The 6402-nt window shown below is 42.3% G+C and carries 5 protein-coding genes; 3 read left to right on the top strand and 2 right to left on the bottom strand.

The genetic code is table 11. The annotated features are described in order from the left end of the window. Window positions 1-46: 46 nt before the first annotated feature. From FE392_RS14475 to FE392_RS21330, 3 genes are all read left to right on the top strand, one after another. Window positions 47-2617, top strand: a complete 2571-nt coding sequence (locus FE392_RS14475) for an adhesion domain-containing protein (RefSeq protein WP_319930928.1) — start codon at window positions 47-49, stop codon at window positions 2615-2617. Window positions 2618-2967: 350 nt separating this feature from the next. After that, window positions 2968-3213 carry a type II toxin-antitoxin system Phd/YefM family antitoxin gene (locus FE392_RS14470; RefSeq protein ID WP_319930927.1) on the top strand — a complete coding sequence of 82 codons (246 nt, stop codon included), beginning with the start codon at window positions 2968-2970 and terminating at the stop codon, window positions 3211-3213. A gap of 210 nt (window positions 3214-3423) precedes the next feature. Continuing rightward, on the top strand, window positions 3424-3612 hold the full coding sequence (locus FE392_RS21330) for a PIN domain-containing protein (RefSeq protein WP_369292873.1): 189 nt from the start codon (window positions 3424-3426) through the stop codon (window positions 3610-3612). A 109-nt stretch (window positions 3613-3721) separates the two neighbouring features. On the opposite strand, the gene dsbB is transcribed toward FE392_RS21330, so the two are convergent. Both dsbB and nhaB read right to left on the bottom strand, forming a co-directional pair. Beyond that, window positions 3722-4246 carry a disulfide bond formation protein DsbB gene (gene dsbB / locus FE392_RS14465; protein ID WP_319930926.1) on the bottom strand — a complete coding sequence of 175 codons (525 nt, stop codon included), beginning with the start codon at window positions 4244-4246 and terminating at the stop codon, window positions 3722-3724. A gap of 240 nt (window positions 4247-4486) precedes the next feature. Beyond that, a complete protein-coding gene (gene nhaB / locus FE392_RS14460) occupies window positions 4487-6031 on the bottom strand; it encodes a sodium/proton antiporter NhaB (RefSeq protein ID WP_319930925.1) in 1545 nt (514 codons plus the stop codon). Window positions 6032-6402: the final 371 nt, after the last annotated feature.

Raw genomic sequence — 6402 nt, 5'->3', positions numbered from 1 at the left:
GTATGAAGTGGTGATCACGGCTGGGACAAAAACCGGACACTGGGCAGTGACCACGACCGTTGACGGCAAGAAGAATCCGCAACCGTTAGAGCTGGAGTTTGATGTAAACAAAGCACCGAGCGTTAAGATCGATCATCTGGAAGGGGAATTAACCATCGGGAAAACCCTGACAGCCAGCTATAAGTTCAGTAGTAATGACAGCAATGCCAACGATCGTTCGTTCTATGTCTGGGGTGAAAAAGGAACAACAGCTGATCGAGTGATGAAACTGGCAGAAGCGGCTGGTGTGAAAGAGCCAATAGAGCTGGAACAGAAAAACGGAGAAGGCCGAGTTATTGATGGAAAACCGATAACTTACATCATTCAAGAGAGTGACAAAAAGAAAAAACTGGAAGTATCGATATTGGCAGCCAATGATGCCAACCTGCGAGCAAAAGGTCCGGAAACCATGGTGGTAGACGACCAGAAAAACGCCAATACAATTACCGGCGGCAATGGCAAAGGTGGTGTAGCCGACCCGAATGCTTTACCTGAAGTTGATGAACTGGATCTGACAGGTAAACTCGAATTGTCCTCAACTCTGACTGTTAGCTATAAATTTATGCCAAATGGCGGGGATGCAAGGGATAAATCACGTTTTGCCTGGAAAATACAAAGCAAGGAAGGGGATGCAATGAACTGGCAAGACGTAGATCAACCAGCGCAGGGCAATAATAAAGGTCAGGCTAAGCTCATACTGGAAAAAGAGTTGGCATCGGAGATCCCAGGTAATGTGATTGTCATGTCCATTCTACCGGCTAACTCCATTGGAAAACAGAATCTGGACGGTATTAAGAAGGTAACCACAGTACCGGGTTCACCTGGAAACAATACAACCGGTGGCAACAATGGTGCTATCGTCGATCCTGATGCGAAATCGATTGTTAAGAATTTGGAGCTTCATGGGAAATTGCAAACTGGCGAGAAAATAAGGGGTAAATATCATTTTGATGCTAATAAGGGTGATCCCGTCGATCATTCGGTATACACATGGTATCGAGTAAAGTCTAAACCAAATGAGGGGCCGGATAAGGATAAGATTCCTAGCGTACCTGATGAAAATGCTAAGAAGGAGGTGATCCATCAAGACAAAGTCCCTAATAATGGTGTGGTGCCGGAATATACACTCGAGAAGAGTGAATTTCTGCATTTTATCCAACTCGAAGTACAAGGAATGTTTAAAGGACAGCCTGTTGAGGCTCCTTTAGTCGTAACGTCGAATCTAGTGGGTGAAGACAAGAATGGTAACAAAAACCTTGCGGGAGGTGGGAGTGGGTCGGGTCGGGTAATCGATCCAACTATAGGGCCAGATATCACTAAACTGACGTTAGTAACAGAAAATGGTACTGATGGTAAGACATATCTGGCGGCAACCTATCATTTTGAGCATAACCATGGAGAGACAAGCGATGTTTCTCATTACAAATGGGGAGAATATGCTCCGGGTGAAGAGTTCACAACAAGGACGGAGGTAGCTCGTGACGGTACACCCGTAACCCCGGGCCAGGATATTAGCGTTCAGCCTCATAAGGTTCCTCGATATCACAAACCATTAGAAGATCTTTATGGCAGAGTCATTGCATTAAGTGTATTGGCAAAAAGTGCTACTAAGACTGGTTATATTCGAGACGAAGATACCAAAAAGTCAAACACAGTTGTTGATGCTAACACAGATGGCACGATAAAAGGTAAAGCGGATGATATTGACGTAAAAATGAATAAAACGGAGGCCAAAGCCAGAGTTAATCTGCTTAACAAGGATCAACCACTTAGTGATGACGAATCTGCTAGGCTAACCATCAAAACCACAAAGGGTGGAACCAAGATTGGAGGTGTGCCGGTAACCATTGACATGACTTTCGAAGTTCGTACTCCTGACAATCTGAAGCGCTCCGATTTTCCTGCTGATGAGAAACCAAAGCTAACGGCAAAACTGGAGGTAGAGGATAAAAAAGGTGTTTTATATGACGACGTTAAGACACAGGATAGAAAAGTAACTTATACAGGTCATACGGATGAAAATGGTGATTTGATTATCAAGGTGACAGATCCTGACGGAAAAGGAGTGAGAACCATTATAAATGTTTCTACGGAAGGAGCCTCTAAAAAGGAAGTTGATGTTAAGTTTACGGTAATTACCAGTCCGAATGTGAAGAATGCTACTTATTACGGTCATATGGAGGATATAGTCACAACCAAAGATGGATTGGTTTTCCACCGACCTACAATACAAGCTGAGGTAGGAGGATATACAAACGCATTGAAGCCTATAGTTAATGGAGAAATATGGACATATATTCGAAAAGAACAAATAATAACTTATTGTAGCGATTCGAAACGTAAAACTCCAAATTCCTCTGAATACAGAAATCTTATTTTAGAATTAAATCAAAAGTTTAATTTGAATAAAGATGCAATAGAAAAAAGATATGGGTGGCCTACAAAGTGGCCTTATTTTGCATCTGATAAGTCATCTGCAAATGGTGATCATAGAATCGTAGATTTTTCTACCGGAGATATAGATCCGGTTATTGCTGGAAAGAGTGTAAGCCAGAGTATAGCTTGTCGTAACCCTTAATTATTCATATATTAACTAAAACTGCCCCTTTGTTGCCACCGTTACAACAAGGGGCAGTTTTTTATCTCAGTTAAAGTAGTTATTACGAACCCGCCCCCCTGGCTCACCAACCTTCCAATAACCAAATAAGAGACAAAAATACCAATCAGCCATTACGGCATATCCAGTGTCAGAGGAATTCCCACGATTGGATTAAATAATCGCCATGCGCCTGAAATACAGAAGGTAAGCACTGCTTTAATACCAACCAAGGATAAGAAATCGCAGGTATTAAATAAATCAGTCTAACCAAGTTGGCCTGACCAAAATAAGGCATTATGCTTAAAATATGTACATTAGGAGGTGATGCTATGGAAAAAGTTAACATCTACGATGTGAAAACTAATCTGTCCAAAATTGTTCAAGAAGTTGCGTGCACTGGGGAGCCTGTAATCATTGCTAAGAATGGACATGCTTTGGTTAAAGCCATTGCATACAGAGAAGAGAAATCTAAGAGTAAACTGGGTTTTCTCAAAGGCAAAGGTCATATTCCCGCAGATTTTGATGATATAGACAACACTGAACTTGTGGATATGTTCGAAGGGAAATACTCATAATGGAATTTCTGTTAGATACCAATATCTTGCTATTTATGGCATATGAACCAGAAAAACTGAAAACGGATATTGTTGCCTTCTTGAAGATACCGATAAAACGCTTTGTTTCAGTTCGGCTTCTATATGGGAGATTGTCATTAAAAGTAATCTGAACAAACCCAATTTTCTATAGATCCTAAAGAGTTCAGAGATGGGCTGTTTGAAACAGGCTTGATTGAAATCCCCATTAAAAGCGAACATACACTTGTTATATGCGATTTGCCCGAAAAAATGCATAAAGATCCATTTGATCGGCTAATTGTTGCTCAAGCGAAACATAATAATATCCCTCTCATTACGAGTGATATTAAGTTAATAGATTATGTCAGTGATTACATTGCTGTGATCTCTAACAGATAGTTAAGAGGTGGGGTATTTATTGTAGTGCGCGTAAAATCGTAAACAAGGTCTTCAAAACCAAACTGCCCCTAAAGTTATTTCCATCAATAACAAGGGGCAGTTTTTTATCTCAGCTAAAGTAGTTATTACGCACTCGAACACCCTGACTCACCAACACCAACATTCCAATAACCAAATAAATAGCAAAAATGCCAATCAGCCATTGCGGCATATCCAGTGTCAGAAACTCCCACTGTTTAATCGAGCAATCGCCATACGCCTGAAATACGGAAGGTACCCATTCATGTAGCGGCAGCCAAGACGGGAAGTTGACAAAGAAATCGCAGGTATTAAACGGAGAAGGGTATAACTGCATCATGGTGTGATCCCATGCAAGCCTCAATCCTTGCCATGCGCTGTAAATCCACAACAATATAGCCAGCCAGCGCAATGGGGTTTTGGGGGCAATTGCACCCAATAATGCCGCGCCTAAAATACCAAACAGAGCGACACGTTCATAGATGCACATAACACAGGGTTGCAATTGCATTTTGTGTTGAAAATAAAGGGCGGTTGCTTCCAAAATAAGTGCCGTCAGCGCCATTAATAACCATGCGCCTCGCCCTTGGGAACTCTTTTTCAGATACTGAAACATTTTCTGTTTTCCATCTCTTAAGATAAATAATTGGCTTATTGTGCCGTTTCATCAGCCATAAAAAAATATAATTAAGGTAAACTGCGCTATTTTTTCAGAAAGTTGAGTAATAAAAAGCCGGATAATGTGAGTTTATTCATTATCCGGCTGGGTACAATGTTAAATATTATTGATATACCCGTTGTCTTTCAAGTTGCTGCTTTGTTGGCCGCGCCGCAACTCGAAATCCATAGGGTATAGTTACAACGGAGTAATCAAGCCAAGTTTAACCAGATATTCCGTGGCAGGTACCAGCCAGAACTCAACACACAGCAGCCCCACCAACGTCATGACAATGGTATAAGGCAATGCCATGATGACCATGCGGCCATAAGAGAGTCGAATTAGCGGAGACAGGGCTGAGGTCAGCAAGAACAGAAATGCAGCCTGCCCGTTTGGTGTCGCCACGGAAGGCAAGTTAGTGCCCGTGTTGATGGCAACCGCCAAATACTCATATTGCTGTTGTGAAATCAGGCCATTTTTCAGGGCAAACAGCGCTTCATTAATGTAAACCGTACCCACAAAGACGTTATCCGAAACCGCAGAGAGCAATCCGTTGAATAGATAGAACAGGGAAAGCTGCGAAGCCGGTGACGATTGCAAGACAAATTGAATAAATGGCGTAAACAGTTGCTGATCAACAATCACGGCAACCACAGAGAAAAAAACGGTCAACAGGGCCGTAAATGGCAGGGCTTCTTCAAACGCTTTGCCCAGTGAATGTTCTTCAGTGATGCCACAAAATGCTGTTGCCATAATAATCACTGACAGACCAATTAAACCCACCTCAGCCAAATGAAAGGCCAGAGCCACAATCAACCAAATACCGATCAATGCCTGCACAACAAGCTGGGCTTTTTCTTGGCGGGTACGCTTTTCATTCGCTTTTTGCGCGTAATCCTGCAAAACAGAACGAACACGTTCTGGCAATTCAGCACCATAGCCAAACACTTTAAAGTGTTCTACCAATAAACAAACCAGCAAGCCACAAACAAAGACAGGAATGGTCACGGGTGACATACGAACAAAGAAAGAGACAAAATCCCACCCGACGTGTTTGGCGATAATCAGGTTTTGTGGTTCCCCCACCATCGTCATGACGCCACCCAGCGCAGTACCGATACCAGCGTGCATCATCAGGCTGCGAAGGAATGAGCGGAACTGTTCCAGCGTTTGTTTTTTATCTTCGCTATCAATGAATTTATCGTCACCCATTTCAAAATCGCGATTTTGGGAAAGAAATTGATGGTAGATAGCATAAAACCCGACAGAAACACTAATGACGACCGCAATAACGGTCAGGGCATCAAGGAAAGCGGATAAGAAAGCACTCGCCAGGCAAAATGCTAAGGCCAGCATCTTTTTTGAACGAATATTTAGCAGTAACTTTGTGAAGACAAACAGCAATAGCTGTTTCATGAAGTAAATGCCTGCCACCATAAAAATCAGCAATAAAATCACTTCCAGATTATTGCTGATTTCATGGCTTATCTGTTTTGGCGAGGTCATCCCGATGATAACGGCCTCAATCGCCAGCAATCCACCGGGTTGTAAGGGATAACATTTCAATGCCATTGCTAAAGTGAAAATAAACTCTACAACGAGCATCCAGCCAGCAACAAAAGGGCTGACAAAAAAATAAACCAGTGGGTTGATGATAAGAAAAACAATGATAGCTAACTTGTACCAATCCGGCGAATTACCGAGAAAGTTTTTCACCACTGCGCGTCGGATACTGATTTCCATTATTGTTAACATTCCTCTTTATAGATGTGGGAACAAACCTAAACAGCCAAATTCAAATGGCAAAATCTATATACACAATGAATTTCAAGTTGCGCCGCGGCGGCAAGGGATAACATCCCCGGGAGCATAGCGAACTATGTGACCGTGACCGGGATGACCGAGCGCAGCCAACAAAGAGGCAGCTTGAAAGACGAAATGTATACAACTCAATCTACATAACCAAACCTATATCATTAAACCGAGATGACCCCATAGTACGCCCAACACGATAGCAATTTAAGACTGTCATCACATAACTAATCCATTAGTAATTGCATTTTTTATGAGCTCTTTCACTTTTTCGCTGTTTATTGCCCCGCCAGCGGTGCAGG

Origin of the sequence: Xenorhabdus santafensis (genome assembly GCF_033949405.1) — a bacterium.
In the GTDB taxonomy this organism is placed as follows: domain Bacteria; phylum Pseudomonadota; class Gammaproteobacteria; order Enterobacterales; family Enterobacteriaceae; genus Xenorhabdus; species Xenorhabdus santafensis.
Note: the sequence above shows the minus strand (reverse complement) of the source record. Positions and strands in the feature narration are given on the sequence as shown.

What these genes read in the sequence shown, in the direction of transcription:
- FE392_RS14470 (WP_319930927.1), top strand. Translation starts at nt 2,968, where the DNA reads ATGGAAAAAGTTAACATCTACGATGTGAAAACTAATCTGTCCAAAATT.
- dsbB (WP_319930926.1), bottom strand. Translation starts at nt 4,246, where the DNA reads ATGTTTCAGTATCTGAAAAAGAGTTCCCAAGGGCGAGGCGCATGGTTA.
- nhaB (WP_319930925.1), bottom strand. Translation starts at nt 6,031, where the DNA reads ATGGAAATCAGTATCCGACGCGCAGTGGTGAAAAACTTTCTCGGTAAT.